14 protein-coding genes and 2 pseudogenes are annotated in these 19,448 nt (G+C 69.9%); 15 read left to right on the forward strand and 1 reads right to left on the reverse strand.

Annotation, left to right across the window (positions count from 1 at the left end; translation table 11 throughout):
• The first annotated feature begins 30 nt into the window (after positions 1-30).
• The 11 genes and pseudogenes from typA (at position 31) to HPT28_RS21905 (ending at position 14,770) form a co-directional block, all read left to right on the forward strand.
• Positions 31-1,896 carry a translational GTPase TypA gene (gene typA / locus HPT28_RS21855; RefSeq protein ID WP_219092908.1) on the forward strand — a complete coding sequence of 622 codons (1,866 nt, stop codon included), beginning with the start codon at positions 31-33 and terminating at the stop codon, positions 1,894-1,896.
• Positions 1,897-2,066: 170 nt separating this feature from the next.
• Positions 2,067-3,698, forward strand: coding sequence for an ABC transporter substrate-binding protein (locus tag HPT28_RS21860; protein WP_219092891.1), 1,632 nt, complete (start codon positions 2,067-2,069; stop codon positions 3,696-3,698).
• Positions 3,699-3,774: 76 nt separating this feature from the next.
• The gene (locus HPT28_RS21865; RefSeq protein WP_219092892.1) at positions 3,775-4,698 is read left to right on the forward strand and encodes an ABC transporter permease; all 924 of its coding nucleotides are present in this window, start codon (positions 3,775-3,777) and stop codon (positions 4,696-4,698) included.
• Positions 4,691-5,704, forward strand: coding sequence for an ABC transporter permease (locus HPT28_RS21870; protein WP_219092893.1), 1,014 nt, complete (start codon positions 4,691-4,693; stop codon positions 5,702-5,704). Before HPT28_RS21865 ends, HPT28_RS21870 begins: the two co-directional genes overlap by 8 nt.
• Before the next feature lie 14 nt (positions 5,705-5,718).
• A pseudogene (locus HPT28_RS21875) lies at positions 5,719-6,717 on the forward strand (ABC transporter ATP-binding protein); the annotation flags it as partial.
• A gap of 124 nt (positions 6,718-6,841) precedes the next feature.
• The gene (locus HPT28_RS21880; RefSeq protein ID WP_306824654.1) at positions 6,842-8,095 is read left to right on the forward strand and encodes an ABC transporter ATP-binding protein; all 1,254 of its coding nucleotides are present in this window, start codon (positions 6,842-6,844) and stop codon (positions 8,093-8,095) included.
• Positions 8,096-8,538: 443 nt separating this feature from the next.
• Positions 8,539-9,579 carry an ABC transporter permease gene (locus tag HPT28_RS21885; RefSeq protein WP_219092895.1) on the forward strand — a complete coding sequence of 347 codons (1,041 nt, stop codon included), beginning with the start codon at positions 8,539-8,541 and terminating at the stop codon, positions 9,577-9,579.
• Between the two features lie 98 nt (positions 9,580-9,677).
• Entirely contained in the window at positions 9,678-11,477 is a 1,800-nt protein-coding gene (locus tag HPT28_RS21890; protein WP_219092896.1) for an ABC transporter substrate-binding protein, read from the forward strand.
• A 119-nt stretch (positions 11,478-11,596) separates the two neighbouring features.
• On the forward strand, positions 11,597-12,574 hold the full coding sequence (locus HPT28_RS21895) for an ABC transporter permease (protein ID WP_219092897.1): 978 nt from the start codon (positions 11,597-11,599) through the stop codon (positions 12,572-12,574).
• A gap of 12 nt (positions 12,575-12,586) precedes the next feature.
• Positions 12,587-13,648, forward strand: a complete 1,062-nt coding sequence (locus tag HPT28_RS21900) for an ABC transporter ATP-binding protein (RefSeq protein ID WP_219092898.1) — start codon at positions 12,587-12,589, stop codon at positions 13,646-13,648.
• A 12-nt stretch (positions 13,649-13,660) separates the two neighbouring features.
• On the forward strand, positions 13,661-14,770 hold the full coding sequence (locus tag HPT28_RS21905) for an ABC transporter ATP-binding protein (protein WP_219092899.1): 1,110 nt from the start codon (positions 13,661-13,663) through the stop codon (positions 14,768-14,770).
• 83 nt (positions 14,771-14,853) lie between these two features.
• On the opposite strand, the gene HPT28_RS21910 is transcribed toward HPT28_RS21905, so the two are convergent.
• Positions 14,854-17,028, reverse strand: coding sequence for a S9 family peptidase (locus HPT28_RS21910; protein ID WP_219092900.1), 2,175 nt, complete (start codon positions 17,026-17,028; stop codon positions 14,854-14,856).
• A gap of 445 nt (positions 17,029-17,473) precedes the next feature.
• Here HPT28_RS21910 and HPT28_RS21915 point away from each other — a divergent pair, with 445 nt between their 5' ends.
• From HPT28_RS21915 to HPT28_RS21930, 4 genes and pseudogenes are all read left to right on the forward strand, one after another.
• Positions 17,474-17,668, forward strand: coding sequence for a hypothetical protein (locus HPT28_RS21915; protein WP_219092901.1), 195 nt, complete (start codon positions 17,474-17,476; stop codon positions 17,666-17,668).
• Between the two features lie 23 nt (positions 17,669-17,691).
• On the forward strand, positions 17,692-18,573 hold the full coding sequence (gene mshB / locus HPT28_RS21920) for an N-acetyl-1-D-myo-inositol-2-amino-2-deoxy-alpha-D-glucopyranoside deacetylase (protein WP_219092902.1): 882 nt from the start codon (positions 17,692-17,694) through the stop codon (positions 18,571-18,573).
• Positions 18,570-18,953, forward strand: coding sequence for a DUF6113 family protein (locus tag HPT28_RS21925; RefSeq protein WP_219092903.1), 384 nt, complete (start codon positions 18,570-18,572; stop codon positions 18,951-18,953). The genes mshB and HPT28_RS21925 overlap by 4 nt, the downstream gene beginning before the upstream one ends.
• Before the next feature lie 78 nt (positions 18,954-19,031).
• Positions 19,032-19,448: pseudogene (locus HPT28_RS21930) on the forward strand (hypothetical protein); the annotation flags it as partial.

Below are 19,448 nucleotides of genomic sequence, written 5' to 3' on the forward strand. Positions count from 1 at the left end.
ATCCACGACTCCGGGAGAAGCGCCGCCAGCATGCCCACGCGCAACGACATCCGCAACGTCGCCATCGTCGCCCACGTCGACCATGGCAAGACCACCCTCGTCGACGCCATGCTCAAGCAGGCCGGCGCCTTCGCCGCCCACCAGCAGGTCGACGAGCGGGTCATGGACTCCGGCGACCTGGAGCGCGAGAAGGGCATCACCATTCTCGCCAAGAACACCGCTGTCCGGTACCACCCCAAGGACGGCGGCGAGCCGGTCACGATCAACATCATCGACACCCCGGGCCACGCCGACTTCGGCGGCGAGGTGGAGCGGGGTCTGTCCATGGTCGACGCCGTCGTGCTCCTCGTCGACGCCTCCGAGGGCCCGCTTCCGCAGACCCGCTTCGTGCTGCGCAAGGCGCTCCAGGCCAAGCTGCCGGTCATCCTGTGCATCAACAAGACCGACCGCTCCGACGCCCGGATCGCCGCCGTCGTCGACGAGGCCTACGACCTCTTCCTCGACCTGGACGCCACCGAGGACCAGATCGAGTTCCCCATCGTCTACGCCTGCGCCCGCGACGGCATCGCCTCCCTCACGCAGCCCGACGACGGCACCGTGCCCTCCGACAGCGAGAGCCTGGAGCCGTTCTTCACCACCCTGCTGGAGACGGTCCCGGCGCCCACGTACGAGGAGGACGCGCCCCTCCAGGCCCACGTCACCAACCTCGACGCCGACAACTTCCTCGGCCGCATCGCGCTGTGCCGCGTGCAGCAGGGCACCCTGAAGAAGGGCCAGACCGTCGCCTGGATGAAGCGCGACGGCTCCGTGCAGAACGTCCGCGTCACCGAGCTGCTCATGACGGACGCGCTCACCCGCAAGCCGGCCGAGCAGGCGGGCCCCGGCGACATCTGCGCCGTCGCGGGCATCGCGGACATCATGATCGGCGAGACCCTCGCCGACGCCGAGAACCCGGTCGCGCTGCCGCTCATCCAGGTCGACGAGCCGGCGATCTCCATGACCATCGGCACCAACAACTCCCCGCTCGTCGGCAAGGGCGGCAAGGGGCACAAGGTCACCGCCCGGCTGGTGAAGGACCGCCTCGACAAGGAGCTCATCGGCAACGTCTCGCTGCGCGTCCTGCCCACGGACCGCCCCGACGCCTGGGAGGTGCAGGGCCGCGGTGAGCTGGCCCTGGCCATCCTGGTCGAGACGATGCGCCGGGAGGGCTTCGAGCTGACCGTCGGCAAGCCGCAGGTGGTCACCAAGGAGGTCGACGGCAAGGTCCACGAGCCCGTCGAGCGCATGACGATCGACGCCCCCGAGGAGCACCTCGGCGGCATCACCCAGCTCATGGCCAGCCGCAAGGGCCGCATGGAGACCATGACCAACCACGGCTCCGGCTGGGTGCGCATGGAGTTCGTCGTCCCCTCGCGCGGCCTCATCGGCTTCCGCACCGAGTTCCTGACCGAGACCCGCGGCACCGGCATCGCCCACTCCATCTCCGAGGGCCACGAGCCGTGGTTCGGCGAGCTGCGCACCCGCAACAGCGGCTCGCTCGTCGCCGACCGCGCGGGTGCCGCGACGGCCTACGCCATGCTCAACCTCCAGGAGCGCGGCACGATCTTCGTCGAGCCCGGCACCGAGGTGTACGAGGGCATGATCGTCGGTGAGAACTCGCGGGCCGACGACATGGACGTCAACATCACCAAGGAGAAGAAGCTCACCAACATGCGCGCCGCCTCCGCCGACACCACGGAGAACCTGGTGCCGCCGCGGAAGCTGTCGCTGGAGCAGTCGCTGGAGTTCTGCCGCGAGGACGAGTGCATCGAGGTGACCCCCGACACCGTGCGCATCCGCAAGGTGAACCTCGACGCCCGCGAGCGCGCCCGCGCCGCCTCCCGCGCCAAGCGCTGACACCCGTCCGGGCCGGAGCCCGCCAAGGCATCACCACACCGAGGCCGAGAACGCCCCCATACGGGGGGTTCTCGGCCTCGGTTTTGCCGTCCACGCGAGTGGCACACGTGCGGTTCATGCCGGAAGAAGATGGTATGGGCGGAAAGTGAGCACTCGATGAGGAGGCACCCATGCGCGGAGCCAGGCGTGTCGGCGCAGCCGTCGCTACCGTGACGGCGATCGCCCTGGCCGCCGGAGCCTGCGGCGGCGATGGAGGAGGCAGCGGCGGGGAGGGCGTCGTCCGCGCGTCGTGGGGCGATCCGCAGAACCCGCTGGAACCGGCCAACACGAACGAGGTGCAGGGCGGGAAGGTCCTGGACATGATCTTCACCGGCCTCAAGGAGTACGACCCGGAGACGGGCGAGGCCCGGGACGCCATGGCCGAGTCCATCGAGACCGACGACCAGCAGACGTTCACGGTGAAGATCAAGGACGGCTGGACGTTCTCCGACGGCACCGAGGTCACCGCCAGCTCCTACGTCGACGCCTGGAACTACGGCGCCAACCTGGAGAACAACCAGGTGGGTTCCTACTTCTTCCAGTTCATCGAGGGTTACGAGGACGTCCACCCCTCCGAGGAGGGCGCGCAGCCCACCGCCGAGGAGATGTCGGGCCTGGAGGTCGTCGACGAGCAGACCTTCCGCGTCAGGCTCAGCCAGAAGTTCTCCCTGTGGCCCGAGACGCTCGGCTACACGGCCTACGCGCCGCTGCCGCAGTCCTTCTTCGACGACCACGAGGCCTGGCTCCAAAAGCCCGTCGGCAACGGCCCCTACCAGGTGGAGTCCTACAACCGCGGCCAGTCGATGCGGCTGTCCAGGTACGAGGACTACAGCGGTGAGGACGAGGCCCAGAACGAGGGCGTCGAGCTGATCGTCTACACCTCCAACAACACCGCCTACACCGACCTCCAGGCGGGCAACCTGGACATCAGCGACGACATTCCCGCCTCCCAGGTGCGCAACGCCGAGGAGGACCTCGACGGGCGCTACATCAACCAGCCCGCCGGCATCATCCAGACCGTCACCTTCCCCCTCTACCAGGAGGAGTGGGAGGGCGAGGACGCGGCCACCGTGCGGCGCGGGATCTCGATGGCGATCAACCGCGACGAGATCACCAGCCAGATCTACGCGGACACCCGCACCCCGGCCACCGACTGGACGTCCCCGGTGATCGGCGAGGACGGCGGCTACGAGGAGGGGCTGTGCGGGGACACCTGCACCTACGACCCCGAGCGGGCCAGGGAGCTGATCGAGGAGGGCGGCGGCCTCCCCGGCGGCGGCATCACGCTCACCTCGAACGTGGACACCGGCTCGCACCGGCAGTGGATGGACGCCGTCTGCAACAGCATCAACAACGTCATGGACGACAACAGCGCCTGCCGCGTCAACCCGGTGGCCACCTTCGCCGAGTTCCGTGAGCGGATCAGTGCCGACGAGATGACCGGCATGTTCCGCGCCGGCTGGCAGATGGACTACCCGCTCATCCAGAACTTCCTCCAGCCGCTCTACTACACCGACGCCTCCTCCAACGACGCCGGCTACAGCAACCCCGAGTTCGACCGGCTCGTCGACGAGGCCAACGCCGCCGCCGACCAGGGCGAGGCAGTCGGCCTGTTCCAGGACGCCGAGCGGCTCCTCGCCGAGGACCTCCCGGCCATCCCGCTGTGGTACCAGAACGGCACCGCCGGCTACTCGGACCGGGTGGACAACGTCCGCCTCAACCCCTTCTCCGTCCCCGTCTTCACCGAGATCACGGTCAACTGAGCCCGCCTCCGGGGCCGGTCGCGCGCGGTGAGCGGCGACCGGCCCCGGCCCCGGCCCCGAGAAGGGAGGCTGGCCCGTGGGGCACTACGTCATCCGGCGCCTGCTCCAGATGATCCCGGTGTTCATCGGGACGACGCTCCTCATCTTCATCATGGTGCACGCCCTCGGCGACCCGGTGGCCGCGCTGTTCGGCGACCGCACCCCCGACCCCGCCACCGCCGCCCGGCTGCGCGCCGAGTTCAACCTCGACAAGCCCGTCTGGCAGCAATACCTGTTCTACATGCGCGACATCTTCACCGGGGACTTCGGCACGGCGTTCAACGGGCGCCCCGTCGTCGACCTGCTGACGTCGGCGTTCCCCATCTCCTTCCGCCTGATGGTCGTGGCCATCGTCTTCGAGCTGACCATCGGCATCGTCCTCGGCGTGATCTCGGGGCTGCGCCGGGGCGGCGGCGTCGACTCCTCGGTCCTCGTCCTCACCCTCGTCGTCATCGCCATCCCCACCTTCGTCACCGGCGTCCTCGCCCAGTTCCTCTTCGGCGTGCGGCTCGGCTGGACCTCCCCGGCCGTCAGCCCCGAGGCCCCGCTCGACGAGCTGCTGCTGCCCGGCCTGATCCTTGCCCTGGTCTCCCTGGCCTACGTCACGCGACTCACCCGCACCTCGGTGGCCGAGAACGCCCGCGCCGACTACATCCGCACCGCCGTCGCCAAGGGGCTGCGCCGCCGCCGCATCACCACCCGGCACCTCCTGCGCAACTCCCTCATCCCCGTGGTGACCTACCTCGGCACGGACGTCGGCAGCCTGATGGCGGGCGCCCTCGTCACCGAGCGGATCTTCAACATCCAAGGCGTCGGCTACCAGCTCTACCAGGGCGTCCTGAGGCAGAACTCGCCCACGGTCGTCGGCTTCGTGACGATCCTGGTGCTGATCTTCCTCCTGGCCAACCTGCTCGTGGACATCCTGTACGCCGTGCTCGACCCGAGGATTCGCTATGCCTGAGCGGGAGCCGCACACCTACGAGACGCCCGGCGCCCCCGAACCCGCCAACGCGATCGGCGGCGCCGGAGTCTCGGCCGACACGGCCTACGCCGAGGGGGAGACACTGGAGAGCGGACGCGGCACCAGACCCCGGGACGGCGGCGCCGAGCAGGGGCCCGCCCGCAGCCTGTGGTCGGACGCCTGGCACGACCTGCGGCGCCGACCCGTCTTCATCATCTCGGCCCTGGTGATCGTCTTCCTCGTCCTGATCTCCGTCTGGCCGCAGCTCATCGCCTCCGGCGACCCCCTGGACTGCCGTATCAGCCGCTCGCTCGACGGTGCCACCTCCGGGCACTGGTTCGGCTTCGACACCCAGGGCTGCGACGTCTACACCCGCACCGTCTACGGGGCCCGCGCCTCGGTCACCGTCGGCATCTTCGCCACCCTCGGCGTCGCCGTCCTCGGCGCCCTCTTCGGCGGCCTCGCCGGGTACTTCGGCGGCGCCGCCGACACCCTGCTCTCCCGGCTCACCGACGTCTTCTTCGGCATCCCCATCATCCTGGGCGCGCTGGTGTTCCTGGCCATGATCACCGTCACCGGCATCTGGCCCGTCGTCGGCGTCATCACGGCCCTGGCCTGGCCGCAGATCGCCCGTATCGCCCGCGGCGCCGTCATCACGGCCAAGCAGAACGACTACGTGCACGCCGCCCAGGCCCTCGGCGCCGGTCACCTGCGCATCCTGCTGCGGCACATCACGCCGAACGCCGTCGCCCCGGTCATCGTCGTCGCCACGATCGCGCTGGGCACCTTCATCGCGCTGGAGGCCACGCTGAGCTTCCTCGGCGTCGGCCTGCGCCCGCCCACCGTCTCCTGGGGCGTGGACATCTCCAATGCCTCCGACGGCATGCAGTTCCGCAACGCGCCGCACATCCTGCTCTACCCGGCCGGCGCGCTGAGCCTGACGGTGCTGGCCTTCATCATGCTCGGCGACGCGGTGCGCGACGCCCTGGACCCCAAGCTGCGCTGAGGAGTTGACGCCGCGTGCCACCGCTGTTGGACGTGCGTGACCTGTATGTGGAGTTCAAGACCCGCGACGGCGTGGTCAAGGCCGTCAACGGCGTCAACTACTCCGTGGACGCCGGGCAGACGCTCGCGGTGCTCGGCGAGTCGGGCTCCGGCAAGTCGGTCACCGCCCAGGCCATCATGGGCATCCTCGACACGCCCCCGGGCCGCATCCCGAGCGGCCGCATCCTCTTCCAGGGCCAGGACCTGCTGAAGCTGTCGGCCGAGGCCCGCCGCCAGGTGCGCGGGGCCCGGATGGCGATGATCTTCCAGGACGCTTTGTCCTCGCTGAACCCCGTGCTGAGCGTCGGCTACCAGCTCGCCGAGATGTTCCGCGTCCACCGCGGGGACTCCCGCAAGGAGGCCAAAGCGAAGGCCATCGAGCTGATGGACCGGGTGCGCATCCCGGCGGCCGCCCAGCGCGTCGGCGACTTCCCGCACCAGTTCTCCGGCGGCATGCGCCAGCGCATCATGATCGCCATGGCGATGGCCCTGGAGCCCGAGCTGATCATCGCCGACGAGCCGACGACGGCGCTGGACGTCACCGTGCAGGCGCAGGTCATGGAACTGCTCGCGGAGCTGCAGCGCGAGTACCACATGGGACTGATCCTGATCACCCACGACCTCGGGGTCGTCGCCGACGTCGCGGACAAGATCGCCGTCATGTACGCGGGGCGGATCGTGGAGACGGCCCCCGTCCACGACCTCTACAAGCGCCCGGCCCACCCCTACACCCGCGGCCTGCTGGACTCCATCCCCCGCCTCGACCACAAGGGGCGGGAGCTCTACGCGATCAAGGGCCTGCCGCCCAACCTCCTGCGCGTCCCCTCCGGCTGCCCCTTCCACCCGCGCTGCCCGCAGGCCCGGGACGTCTGCACCGTCGAGGACCCGCCGCTGTACGAGCTGACCGAGCGGGACGGCACGCCCGTGCCGGACCGGACGAGCGGCTGCCACTTCTGGAAGGAGACCATGTATGGCCGGGACGGCGCAGCGGCGGGCCGCGGGGACCTCGGAGCCGCCGGAGCGGACGGGGCCGGGGACGCGGCCGGGGACGTCGCCGGGGACGCGGCCGGGGAACGGGACGGGGACCGGGACGGGCGAGATGGCTGACGGCATGACCGGGGCGCTCCGGCAGGGCGCGGCCGGAACGGCCTCCGCCCCCGCGGCCGAGCCCTCGCGGGGCGCGGCGGCCGAGCACGGCGAGGTGATCCTGGAGGTCCGCGACCTCGTCAAGCACTTCCCGCTCACCCAGGGCGTGCTCTTCAAGAAGCAGATCGGGGCCGTGCGCGCCGTCGACGGTGTGTCCTTCGACCTGCACCGCGGCGAGACGCTCGGCATCGTCGGTGAGTCCGGGTGCGGCAAGTCCACCGTGGCCAAGCTCCTCGTCAGCCTGGAACGGCCCACCTCCGGGCACATCCGCTACAAGGGCGAGGACATCGCGGGTCTGTCGGGCAAGGCGCTCAAGGCGGTGCGCCGCAACATCCAGATGGTCTTCCAGGACCCCTACACCTCCCTCAACCCGAGGATGACGGTGGGCGACATCGTCGGGGAGCCCTTCGACATCCACCCCGAGGTCGTCCCCAAGGGCGGCCGGCGCCGCCGGGTGCAGGAGCTGCTGGACGTCGTCGGCCTCGACCCCGACTACGTCAACCGCTATCCGCACCAGTTCTCCGGCGGGCAGCGGCAGCGCATCGGGATCGCGCGGGGGCTCGCGCTCAACCCGGAGATCATCGTCGCCGACGAGCCGGTCTCGGCGCTGGACGTGTCGGTGCAGGCCCAGGTGGTCAACCTGATGGCGCGGCTCCAGCAGGAGTTCGGGCTCGCCTACATCGTCATCGCCCACGACCTGTCCGTCGTCCGGCACATCTCCGACCGGGTGGGCGTGATGTACCTGGGCAAGATCGTCGAGCTGGGCACCGACCACGAGATCTACGAGCACCCCACGCACCCCTACACCCAGGCCCTGCTGTCCGCCGTGCCCGTGCCGGACCCGGAGCTGGCCGAGGAGCGCGAACGCATCATCCTCACCGGCGACGTGCCCTCCCCGGCCAACCCGCCCTCCGGCTGCCGCTTCCGCACCCGTTGCTGGAAGGCCCGGGAGCGGTGCGCCCTGGAGGTCCCGCCACTGGCCGTACCGGCCGAGTACCGGTACGCCGCGGGCCCGGCCCACCACGACTCCGCCTGCTTCTTCGCCGAGGACCGCCCGGACCTGACCCGCCCGGACGAGGCGGCCGGCGGCCCCCACACCGGGCGCCCGGAGAACGAGACGGACGGTCAGGAGAACGAGACGGGCGGCCCGGGGAGCGAGACGGGTGGCCCGGAGGGCGAGACGGGCTCGGCGCACCCGGAGAACTGAGCGCCGCGGGGCTCGCGGGAGGCCCCGCGTGAGGGGTCTTCCGTACCCCGGTGTGACGCGTGATCCTCGTGGGTAACAAAAGACGATCACGCAGCCCGGAGGGGCACTACGCGCGTCGCGCGCTCGTTGCACGCGTGAGCCGCCGTTCGGGTCTTCGTACAACTCAGTTCGTATATCGGTGCCGACTCATTTCCGTTGCGGACGGATCACCGCGCTCGAAGCGGCTTATGATCATTTATGTCCGTTGTTAACGATCGTTGTCAAGCACGCCTGGACCTCGATCTGCATAACCTTTGCTCAAGAATCGGGCCCTGCCTCCCCGGCCCGCCGGAAACTCTTGACGCCGCTATCCGCGGGTTGCAAGAGTCCGCTCATCCCAACGGCACACCAGTGCCACCGAATGACCGGGTTCCGCCAAAAACAGAGCGCGGGGGCACAACGCGATGACCAGTCCTCCCCAGGCTGCGACAGCCGGGAACGACACCACCACCACCGGGGAACCGACTTCCCTCGACAAGGAGAAGTCCGGCAAGTCCTCCGGTGAACACACCGGCCGGTCGCCCGGCCAGCTCATGTGGATGCGCTTCAAGCGCGACCGCACCGGCGTGGTCGCCGCCTGCGTCGTCCTCTTCTTCTTCGCCATCGCCGCGCTGGCGCCGGTGGTCGGCATGCTGTACGGCAAGGACCCGTACACGTTCTACGGCCAGAACGACCCGTCCCTGCTGGGTCCGTTCGGCTACCCGACGGGCGGCCCGGGCGGCATATCGGGCGAGCACTGGTTCGGGATCGAGCAGGACCTCGGCCGCGACGTCATGATGCAGCTCCTCTACGGCATGCGGACGTCGCTGTACACGGCTGTGCCGATCACCATCGTGTCCGTCGTGATCGGTGTCCTCATGGGTCTCGTGGGTGGCTTCTTCGGGGGCTCGACCGACCGTTGGGTCGGTCGCGTCACCGACTTCTTCATGGCGCTGCCCAGCCAGCTGTTCCTGATCTCGACGATGCCGGTGGTCGTGGCCCTCTTCGTGGACCCGCAGAAGGAGACCCCCGTCTACGTCCGCTTCTCCGCGATGCTCATCATCCTGTCGCTCCTCGGCTGGATGGGCATGGCGCGGCTGGTGCGCAGCCAGACCCTCTCCCTGCGGGAGCGGGAGTTCGTGGAGGCAGCCAGGGTCTCCGGCGCCTCGCGCTGGCGCATCCTCCGCAAGGAGGTCCTGCCCAACCTCTACACGCCGATCCTGGTCCAGGGCACGCTGATGCTGCCCATGGCGATCCTGAGCGTCGCGTTCCTCTCCTTCGTCGGCATCGGCTACACGGAACCCACCCCGGACTGGGGCCGGATGTTCCAGACGGCCGGCAAGGTCTACCAGGACAACCCGACGTACATGCTCTTCCCGGGCATCGCGATGGTCATCTTCGTTGTGGCCTTCAACCTCTTCGGTGACTCCGTGCGGGACGCCATCGACCCCAAGGCTGGACGCTGAGCCGTCCGATAGCAGGGGGGCTGCCACCCCTGCACCGGGCGACCGGGCCCGTCAGGCAGCGCAACCGAACACGACAACCAGGCAGGTGGAGAAACTCCATGAGGCTCTTTTCCACGCGCAGAGCGCGGACCGCGGTGATAGCCGTCGCGGTGGGCTCTCTCGCCCTGACCGGCTGCGGCAGCAGCGGCAGCGACACCGAGACCAAGGACCAGTCCAAGACCCAGGACGACGCCAAGACGCAGTCCGAGGCGGTCGCCTACGGTGACGTCGAGGCTTCCAAGGGTCCGGCCGCCCCGGTCGAGGGCTCCCGCGAGGGCGGGACGATGCGGATCTTCCAGGAGAGCGACTTCTCCCACCTGGACCCGGGTCAGATCTACGTCAGCGACGCGGGCCAGCTCTCGGTGCTCATCCACCGCGGCCTGACCACCTTCGTCCAGGACGACGAGGGCAAGCTCACCGTCGTGGGCGACCTCGCCACCGACTCCGGCACCCCCTCCGAGGGCGGCAAGGTCTGGACCTTCACGCTCAAGGACGGCATCAAGGACGAGGACGGCGACCCGATCGACTCGGCGGACATCCGCCACTCGATCGAGCGTCTGTACTCGAAGCACATCACCGACGGTCCGACCTACCTGCAGCAGTGGCTGTCGGGTGAGGGCACGACCTACCGGGACGCCTACGAGGGCCCGTACGACGGCGAGCACCTGCCGGACAGCGTCCTGGAGACGCCGGACGAGAAGACCATCATCTTCAAGTTCGACAAGCCGCGCGCGGACCTCCCCCAGGCCCTGACCATGGCCGGCTACTCCATCGTGCCCGACGAGGACGACACGAAGGAGAAGTACGACAAGGCCCCGAAGGCGCTCGGCCCGTACAAGATCGCCGAGTTCAGCCCCGGCAAGAGCATGAAGCTCGAGCGCAACGAGAACTGGGACCCGAACACGGACCCGAAGCGCCACGCGTTCGTCGACGCCTGGGACATCACCTTCAACCACGACCGGGTGGACCAGTCGAAGCGGATCGCGGCCGACCGGGGCGACGCCAAGAACGCCATCCAGTTCTCGGGCACGGTCGACACCTCGCAGGTGAGGAGCATCATCACCAACGAGGAGACCAACGCCCGGACGGTCAAGGGCTACCAGCCCTACGTCTGGCAGCTCAACATGAACATGGACCGCATCAAGGACAAGAAGATCCGCGATGCGATCACCTACGCCCTGCCGAACGGCGACATCCTGCGTCCCGACGGCGGCACCTACGGCGGTGAGCCGGCCGGTGGCCTGCTGGCCCCGACGCTGCCCGGTTACGAGAAGGGCTACGACCCCTACGGCAAGATCGACAAGCCGCAAGGCGACATCGAGAAGGCCAAGGAGCTCCTGAAGGAGGCCGGCGCCGAGGGCAAGACCCTGGTCTACGGCTACGCGAACTCCCCGCACCGCCAGAAGCAGGCCATCATCATCGAGAAGGCTCTCGAGAAGGCCGGCTTCCAGGTGGAGAAGAAGGAGATCGAGGGCGCCACGTACTACGAGCGGGTCGGCAAGGTCGAGAACGGCCTCGACATCTACATGACCGGCTGGGGCCAGGACTGGCCGTCCATCTCCACCGTCATCCCGCCGCTGTACGACGGCACCCAGATCGCCGACGGTGCGTCGAACTACGCGCGCATCAACGACGAGCACGTCAACGCCGAGATCAAGCGGATCAACGACATCACCGACCCGCAGAAGGCGACGCCCGAGTGGCAGAAGCTGCACAAGTACATCGTCGAGGAGGTCAACCCGGCCGCCCCGCTGTACTTCACCAAGCTCCTGCAGATCCACGGCTCGAACGTGGGCGGTGTCCGCTACAGCTCCGAGAAGAGCTACATCGACATCACCCGGGTCTTCCTGAAGTCGTAACACCCCGATGAACGGGTCCCCGGGAACGCGCGCGCGGCGGAGCGCGGGTTCCCGGGGACCGTTCGCGGATCACCACCCTTCCCATCCCCCTGCCGCCACCCCGAGAGCAGCGGACTTCCATGCTTCGATTCCTTACACGACGGCTGATCAGTGCGTTTGTGATCCTGATCCTGATCAGCATGTTCACCTTCCTCATCTTCTTCGTCGCCCCGCGTGACCCCGCGGTGCTGATGTGTGGAAAGAACTGCACCACGGAGGCCAAGGAGATCATCCGGGCGAACCTGGGGCTCAACGATCCCATCACCAGCCAGTACTGGGAGTTCATGCGTGGGATCGTGATGGGCCGGGACTTCGCCGTGGGCCGCTGTGACGCACCGTGCTTCGGCGTCTCCTTCGCCGAGGACCTGATGGTCTGGGACATGATGGTCGACCGTCTGCCCCTGACCCTCTCCCTCACCATCGGCGGCATCGTGGTCTTCCTGACCCTCGGTCTCGGCGCCGGTCTCCTCGCCGCAGCCAAGAAGGGGACGGTGACGGACAAGTCGCTCAGTTCCCTGTCGCTGGTCTTCAGCTCGATGCAGATCTACTTCCTGGGCCCGGTCGTCCTCGGAGCTTTGGTCTACAGCACCGGCTGGTTGGAATCGCCACGCTACGTGCCGCTCACCGAGGATCCCTCCGGGTGGTTCATGGGTCTGCTGATCCCCTGGGTCGTCATGGCGCTGATCTTCACCGCCCAGTACACCCGTATGTCGCGGTCCACCATGATCGAGCAGCTCCAGGAAGAGCACGTCCGGACGGCGCGTGCCAAGGGCATGTCCCGGGGCTACGTCTTCTTCCGGTACGCCTGGCGTGGCTCCCTCGTCCCGATCGTCACCATCCTGGGCATGGACATCGCGGCGCTGCTCGGCGGAGCCGTCGTCACCGAGATGACCTTCGGTCTGGCCGGCCTCGGACGCCTCGCCGTCGACTCGGTGGTCAACATCGACCTCCCGCTGACCATGGGCGTCATGCTGCTCGGCGCGGTGTTCATCCTCGCGTGCAACGTCGTCGTCGACGCCGCTTACGCCTACATCGACCCCCGCGTGCGGCTGGGCTAGGAGTACTTCCCGATGACCACACTGACCAAGACCGAGGACGCCGCGGCCCCGACCGGCCGGGACGCCTTTCTCTCGGTTAACGACCTGCGGGTGCAGTTCTCCACCGAGGACGGCGTCGTCAAGGCCGTCGACGGTCTCTCGTTCGACGTCGAGCGGGGCAAGACCCTCGGCATCGTCGGCGAGTCGGGCTCCGGCAAGTCGGTGACGAACCTGACGATCCTCGGCCTGCACAACCCCAAGACCACGACGATCACCGGTGAGATCGTCCTGGACGGCCAGGAGCTGATCGGAGCCAGGGAGAAGACCCTGGAGTCCCTCCGCGGCAACAAGATGGCCATGATCTTCCAGGACCCGCTGACCGCGCTGTCGCCGTTCTACACGGTCGGCCGCCAGATCATGGAGCCGTTCCGCAAGCACACGGGGGCGAGCAAGAAGGAGGCGCGGGAGAGGGCCATCGAGATGCTGACCAAGGTCGGCATCCCGCACCCGCAGACCCGCGTGGACGACTACCCGCACCAGTTCTCCGGCGGTATGCGGCAGCGCGCGATGATCGCGATGGCCCTGGTCTGCGACCCGGACCTGATCATCGCGGACGAGCCGACGACGGCTCTGGACGTGACCGTCCAGGCGCAGATCCTCGACCTCCTGAAGGACCTGCAGCAGGAGTTCGGCTCCTCGATCATCTTCATCACCCACGACCTCGGCGTCATCGCCGAGATGGCCGACGACATCATGGTGATGTACGGCGGCCGGGCGGTGGAGCGCGGTACCGCCGCCGAGGTGCTGCGGGCGCCCCGGCACCCCTACACCTGGGGCCTGCTGTCGTCCATGCCCAGCCTGACGGGCAACGTGCACGAGAAGCTCACGCCGATCCCCGGCAACCCGCCCTCGCTGCTCAACCCGCCGTCCGGCTGCGCCTTCCACCCGCGCTGCGACTTCCGCGCCGAGGTGGGTGGCGACACCTGCACCACCAACCGACCCGACCTGGGCGAAGGCCGCGCGGCCGCGTGTCACCTGACGGCCGAGCAGAAGCAGACCATCTTCGTCGAGCAGATCAAGCCCCGGCTGGGCTAGGGAGAACGAATCATGAGTGACGAACTCACCCTGACCGAGCCGAAGGACACCCCATCGGCCAAGGGCGAGCCGCTGCTGACCGCCGAGAACCTGAAGATGCACTTCCCCGTCTACGGGGGCTTTCCGTTCAAGCGGAAGGTGGGTGCGGTCAAGGCGGTCGACGGCGTCGACCTCGAGGTCTTCCCCGGGGAGAGCTTCGGCGTGGTCGGCGAGTCCGGCTGTGGCAAGTCCACGATGGGCCGGATGCTGACCCGCCTGCTGGAGCCGACCGACGGCAAGATCACCTACCGCGGGCAGGACATCACCCGGGCCGGGCGGAAGCAGCTCGCTCCCATCCGGTCCGAGATTCAGATGATCTTCCAGGACCCGTACTCGTCGCTGAACCCGCGGCAGACGGTCGGCAAGATCATCAGCAGCCCGATGGAGGTCAACGACGTCAACCCGCCCGGCGGCCGCGAGGCCCGGGTGCGGGAGCTGCTGGAGATCGTCGGTCTCAACCCGGAGCACTACAACCGCTTCCCGCACGAGTTCTCCGGCGGTCAGCGGCAGCGCATCGGCGTCGCCCGCGCGCTGGCTCTGGAGCCGAAGCTGATCGTGGCCGACGAGCCCGTCTCCGCGCTGGACGTCTCCATCCAGGCGCAGGTCGTCAACCTGCTCCAGGACGTCCAGAGGGAACTGGGCATCGCCTTCGTGTTCATCGCCCACGACCTGGCCGTCGTCCGGCACTTCTCGGAGCGCCTCGCCGTGATGTACCTCGGCAAGGTCGTGGAGGTGGGTGACCGCGACTCGATCTACAACTCGCCGCGCCACCCCTACACGCACGCGCTGCTCTCCGCGGTGCCGGAGGCGACGCTGCACGACGAGGGGGACGACACGAGGCGCGAGCGCATCCGGCTCGAAGGCGACGTCCCCTCGCCGATCAACCCGCCCTCGGGCTGCCGGTTCCGCACCCGGTGCTGGAAGGCACAGGACAAGTGCGCGACCGAGGAGCCGCCGCTGGTCCAGATCTCCGGCAACAAGGAGGGCCACCTGACGGCCTGCCACTTCCCGGAGGCCGGGGACACCTCCTCCCACGGCGAGGACATCGTCATGGACGAGGCCCTGGCCCGACTGGAGAAGTGAGCACGACTCACTGACGTACCGCGACGACGGTGCCGCCGGACCCTCGGGGGGTCGGGCGGCACCGTCGTCGTGTCAGGGCCTGCTCAGTCCAGGCCGATGCCCAGTGAGCGCTTGAGGAAGGCGACCTGGAGCAGGAGGAGGTTCTCGGCGACCTCCTCCTGCGGTGTCATGTGGGTGACGCCGGACAGCGGCAGGACCTCGTGCGGGTGGCCGGCGGCCAGCAGGGCCGAGGAGAGCCGCAGCGTGTGGGCCACGACGACGTTGTCGTCGGCGAGGCCGTGGACGATCATCATGGGCCGCTGCGGCGCCCGCGCTCCGACGAGACCGTCGTCGTCCACGAGCGAGTTGGCGCGGTAGACCTCGGGCTGCTCCTGCGGCAGCCCGAGGTAGCGCTCCTGGTAGTGCGTGTCGTACAGCCGGAGGTCGGTGACCGGCGCGCCGACGACGGCCGCGTGGAAGACGTCCGGACGGCGCAGGGCGGCGAGCCCGGCGAGGTAGCCGCCGAAGGACCAGCCCCGGATGGCCACCCGGGTGAGGTCCAGGGGGTGTTCGGCGGCCAGGGCGTGCAGCGCGTCGACCTGGTCCTGGAGGACGACGTCGGCGAGGTTCCCGGAGATGGCCTTCTCCCAGGCGGGGGAGTGGCCCGGGGTGCCGCGGCCGTCGGCGACGAGGACGGCGAAGCCCTGGTCGGCGAACCACTGCGAGGTCAGGTAGGCGTTGTGGGCGCCCGCGACCCGCTGGCCGTGCGGACCGCCGTACGGGTCGAGGAGGACGGGGAGCGGACCGTCCTCCTCACGGTGGCCGGTGGGCAGCAGCAGGGCGGTGGGGATGGCGCGTTCCCCGGCGCGGAGCAGGGTGGGGGCGGCGGTGATGACCGGGGTCTCGGCGTGGGAGGGGATGAGCCGGCCGTTCACCTCGGCGCGTGCTCCGGACCGGGTCAGGTCAGCGGTGACGAGGACCAGGGTGTCGCCCCCGCGCACCGCCGAGGCGAAGTGCGGCGTGTCGGCCTCGTCCGGTCCCGACACCCGCTCGCAGGACGAGCCGTCCAACGCGGCCCGGTAGACCGCCACCTGGCCGACGGTGTCGGTCGAGGCGCTGAACAGGACATCGTGCTCGCCCACGTCCAGGACGGCGCGGACGTGCAACGCGGAGTCGCTGACGACGGTGTCGCCCACGGACAGCGCCCGCACGCCGGTCTCGTCGCCGACCCGTACCAGCCGTCCGTCGGGTGTCCACACGGCCGAACCGGGGATGATTTCCAGCCACGCCGGGTCCTGCTCGGTGCGCAGGACCGTCGTCTTGCCGCTCGTCACGTCCACGGTGAGGTACTGCTGGGTGCGCTGGTCCCGCGACTGGACGAGCAGCAGCGGCGGCCCGCCGGCCGACCAGTGCACGCTGACCAGGTACGGGAAGGCGGCCCGGTCCCAGTCGACGTCGAGGGGCCGGGGCCCGTCCGCCTCGACGTCCAGCAGCCGCAGCGTGACGTCGGCGTTCGGGGTGCCCGCGGCCGGGTAGGCCACCTCGGCCGGTCGGCTCCCGGGGTGGGCCGGGTCCGCGATCCACCAGCGTTGCACGGGCGCGTCGTCCACCCGGGCGGCCAGCAGCCGACGGCTGTCCGGGGACCACCAGAAGCCGCGGCTGCGCTGCATCTCCTCGGCCGCGATGAACTCGGCCAGGCCGTAGGTGACGGTCTCGGCCTCCGGCTCGGCCAGGACCCGGTCGCCGCTCCCGTCGGCGCCGACGACGCGCAGGGCGCCCCGCGAGGTGTAGGCGACGCGCCGGCCGTCGGGCGACGGGCGCGGGTCCACGACCGGGCTCGCGGAGGGGAGTTCGCGGGCGGTGCCGACGCGCAGTTCGGCCACGAAGAGCCGGCCGGAGAGTGCGAACGCGGCCAGTTCGACGGCGGCGTCCGTCGCGTAACCGACGATGCCGGCCGAGCCCTCGCGGCTGCGCTCGCGCCGCGCGCGCTCCTCGGGGGACAGCTCCTCGGCGGCGCCGCCCAGCAGCGCGGCCGGGTCGGCCGCCGGGTACTCGCGCGACGTCCCGTCGGCCGCCGTCTCGTGGACCCACAGCGCTTGGGCGCGTTCGGCACCGCCGGCCGAACGGAGGAAGGCGACACGCGATCCGTCGGGTGCGACGGCGAAGGCCCGGGGCGCGCCGAGGGTGAAGCGCTGGGTCCTGGCGTGCTGACGCGGAAAGCTCTCCGCACGGGTGGTGCCCGGGGCGTCGGTGGCCGGGCCGCTGGTGTTGGCAGGCATGATCCGAGCCTACGTGTGACGTACACCGCTGAGGGAACGGCGGCGTTTGCCGGGCCCCGGGTTCGGGGTAGTTCGGGCGGTGACGACGCGACGATGCCCGTGAGGGCGGAACGGGGTCCGATGGTGGCGTGCTTAGGGACCGTGGCGCCGAGCCGCGGGTGTGCCACGGGCGCATGTCGCGGGCTGCGCGCGCTGCCCGTGCCGAGCGCGTTCCCGGTCCGGTGCCGGGGCCCTCGCCGAAGCCGTCCGCGGGGGGCGTGCGCCCCCGTCTGCTCCCGTGCTCCGAGCCATGTCGACTCACCGGTAGTTATGATCAGTTGCGCGGCGTGGATGCGTGGGTATGCCGTTGGTATGCCCTGCGCTCGCAGCCGTCGCACCGTGTTCGACCGTATGACAGTCCGACCGTCTGACCCGCGCAACGACGCAGTCTTGGAGGTGAACCGCCGTGGCACTCTCGATTTCGGCGGTGGTGCTGCTGGCGATCATCGTCTTCTTGTTGATCAAGAAGTCAGGGCTGAAGGCCGCCCACGCGGTGGTCTGCATGCTGCTGGGTTTCTACCTGGCCAGCTCGTCCATCGCCCCCACCATCAGTGACTTCACCACCAGCGTCGCGGACATGCTGGGCAGCGTCGACTTCTGAGCCGGGCCACGTAGGCTCGGCACATGACCGAGCCCGCTCCTTCCCGTGACCGCCGGCTCCTGCTGGTGCACGCTCACCCGGACGACGAGTCCATCAACAACGGTGCCACCATGGCCAAGTACGCGGCCGAGGGGGCCCGGGTCACGCTGGTGACGTGCACACTGGGTGAGGAGGGCGAGGTGATCCCGCCCGCGCTGGCGCACCTGGCGCCGGACCGGGACGACGCGCTGGGTCCGCACCGCATCGGCGAGCTGCGCGCGGCCATGCGGGAACTCGGCGTCGCCGACCACCGGTTCCTCGGCGGTGCGGGACGGTACCGGGACTCCGGCATGATGGGCGCCCCGCAGAACGACCGCCCCGAGTGCTTCTGGCAGGCGCCCGTGGACGAGGCGGCGGCCCTGCTCGTCGACGTCATCCGGGAGACCCGGCCGCAGGTGCTCGTCACCTACGGGCCCGACGGGGGTTACGGGCACCCCGACCACATCCAGGCCCACCGGGTGGCCGTGCGCGCCGCGGAGCTGGCCGCCGACCCCGCGTTCCGGCCGGAGGCCGGCCGACCGCACCGCGTCACGCGCACGTACTGGAACTGCGTGCCCCGCTCGGACGTCCGCACCGAGGCGTTCGCGGGCAACCCGTTCCCGCTGACGGCCGACCCCGCCGACGTCCCCGGGGTGGTGGACGACGCCGAGGTGGCCGTCCGCGTCGACGGCGGGCCCCGGTACGCGGCCGCCAAGGCGGCGGCGATGGCGGCGCACGCCACGCAGGTCACCGTGGACGGCCGCTGGTTCGCGCTCTCCAACCACCTCGGCCAGCCGCTGCACACCGTCGAGTGCTACCGCCTCCCCGACGGCCAGGACCCTCCGGCCGAGCCCTACGACGACCTGTTCGCGGGGGTGTTCGGATGAGCGCCGGGCGCCTCCTCACCCTCGGCGCACTGGCCGTCGTGGGAGTCGTCGTCGCGGTGGCCGGAGCCCTCGTCCACACCGCCTTCCTCCCCGGCGGACTGCTGCTCGCGCTCGGGGGGATCGCCGCCCTCTGCGTCGGCGGCTCGCTGCTGCTGCGCACCCGGGCGGGCGCGGCCGTGCCCGCCGTCGCCTGGACGCTCACCGTCCTGGTGCTGTTGCTGTGGACGCGCCCCGAGGGCGACTTCCTCTTCGGGACGGCGCTCGGCTCGTATGTGTTCCTCTACGGGGGGATGATCCTCGCTGTGATCTGCGCCACCGTGGCGCCGCCGGGAGGATCCCGATTCACCGGTCGGGGAGACCCCGTGGGCCGCCCCCAGTAAGGTAGTGCCGCCGGCGAGCCGTACTCGCTCCACCTTCCCCACCGATGAGTGCGGCGCACCCAACCGGGAGATCCTGTTTTGAGTCGTGAAACTGACAGTTCGTATCCGGCGGGCAACGAACCGGACGAACCGAAGACCGAAACCACGCTGACCACGCGTATCCGCATCAATATCCCCGGGTCCCGGCCCATTCCGCCGGTGGTCATGCGGACGCCGGTGAGCGAGGACGAGCCGCCACCGGAGCAGGGTGACGCCGCTCGGCGCTCTCCCGGCCCCGGTGCCCCGGCCGGCCCGGGCGCCGAGGACCCCGCGGGCCCGTCCGGCGGCGCCCAGGGGACGAGTTCCTGGTTCGCCCCGCGCAAGCCGCCCTCGGGTCAGCCACCGCTCGACGATCCCCCGGCCGCCCCGCGCGGACCGGCCGCGGCGCAGACGCCCCCCGGCGGCACCGGCGTTCCCGGCGGCCCGCCTCCCCGGGGCGCGGCTCCGACGGCACCG

The sequence above is a fragment of the Streptomyces sp. JJ38 genome (assembly GCF_019303475.1).
Taxonomy (GTDB): Bacteria; Actinomycetota; Actinomycetes; order Streptomycetales; family Streptomycetaceae; genus Streptomyces.

What these genes read in the sequence shown, in the direction of transcription:
- typA (WP_219092908.1), top strand. Translation starts at nt 31, where the DNA reads ATGCCCACGCGCAACGACATCCGCAACGTCGCCATCGTCGCCCACGTC.
- HPT28_RS21860 (WP_219092891.1), top strand. Translation starts at nt 2,067, where the DNA reads ATGCGCGGAGCCAGGCGTGTCGGCGCAGCCGTCGCTACCGTGACGGCG.
- HPT28_RS21870 (WP_219092893.1), top strand. Translation starts at nt 4,691, where the DNA reads ATGCCTGAGCGGGAGCCGCACACCTACGAGACGCCCGGCGCCCCCGAA.
- HPT28_RS21880 (WP_306824654.1), top strand. Translation starts at nt 6,842, where the DNA reads ATGGCTGACGGCATGACCGGGGCGCTCCGGCAGGGCGCGGCCGGAACG.
- HPT28_RS21885 (WP_219092895.1), top strand. Translation starts at nt 8,539, where the DNA reads ATGACCAGTCCTCCCCAGGCTGCGACAGCCGGGAACGACACCACCACC.
- HPT28_RS21890 (WP_219092896.1), top strand. Translation starts at nt 9,678, where the DNA reads ATGAGGCTCTTTTCCACGCGCAGAGCGCGGACCGCGGTGATAGCCGTC.
- HPT28_RS21895 (WP_219092897.1), top strand. Translation starts at nt 11,597, where the DNA reads ATGCTTCGATTCCTTACACGACGGCTGATCAGTGCGTTTGTGATCCTG.
- HPT28_RS21900 (WP_219092898.1), top strand. Translation starts at nt 12,587, where the DNA reads ATGACCACACTGACCAAGACCGAGGACGCCGCGGCCCCGACCGGCCGG.
- HPT28_RS21905 (WP_219092899.1), top strand. Translation starts at nt 13,661, where the DNA reads ATGAGTGACGAACTCACCCTGACCGAGCCGAAGGACACCCCATCGGCC.
- HPT28_RS21910 (WP_219092900.1), bottom strand. Translation starts at nt 17,028, where the DNA reads ATGCCTGCCAACACCAGCGGCCCGGCCACCGACGCCCCGGGCACCACC.
- mshB (WP_219092902.1), top strand. Translation starts at nt 17,692, where the DNA reads ATGACCGAGCCCGCTCCTTCCCGTGACCGCCGGCTCCTGCTGGTGCAC.
- HPT28_RS21925 (WP_219092903.1), top strand. Translation starts at nt 18,570, where the DNA reads ATGAGCGCCGGGCGCCTCCTCACCCTCGGCGCACTGGCCGTCGTGGGA.